Source organism: Vogesella mureinivorans, from assembly GCF_007644035.1.
Lineage (GTDB): Bacteria > Pseudomonadota > Gammaproteobacteria > Burkholderiales > Chromobacteriaceae > Vogesella > Vogesella mureinivorans.
Genome location: NZ_VMTV02000633.1, coordinates 1 through 408, shown reverse-complemented (window position 1 = coordinate 408; position 408 = coordinate 1). Strand labels below are relative to the sequence as shown.

At 70.3% G+C, this 408-nt stretch carries 1 protein-coding gene; it reads right to left on the bottom strand.

The window, feature by feature from the left end; translation table 11 throughout:
* The coding region (locus tag FLQ44_RS17015) for a FeoB small GTPase domain-containing protein (protein WP_276607871.1) at positions 1 to 408 on the bottom strand (408 nt) is incomplete at both ends.

The window sequence follows — 408 nt, the reverse complement described above, 5'->3', positions numbered from 1 at the left end:
AGCCAGGCGGTGCCGGCATCGATGCCCTCGCTGAGCGGCGAGGCCCAGCTGAACACCGCCTGGAAAATGCAGAACATCACCACGGCCAGGATCAGCAGGCCGTACAGCGGATGCAGCAGCACGCGGTCGAGCTGCTCGTCGATGCGCGCGGTGCGCTCGGGCATTTCCACGCAGCGCCTGAGCAGATCGCGCACGCGGGTGTGCAGGCCGTCCGTGGCATCGAACTCTCGCGACGCGCTCGACGGCAGCGGCGCATCCAGTGCGGCCAGCAGCTCCGCGGCGCCGTGGCGCTTGACCGCAACGGTCTCGAGCACCGGCACGCCCAGCTCTGCGGCGAGCGCCTCGCGGTCGATGCGGATGCCGCGCCGCTTCGCCGCGTCCATCTGGTTCAGCACGATGAGTGTGGGC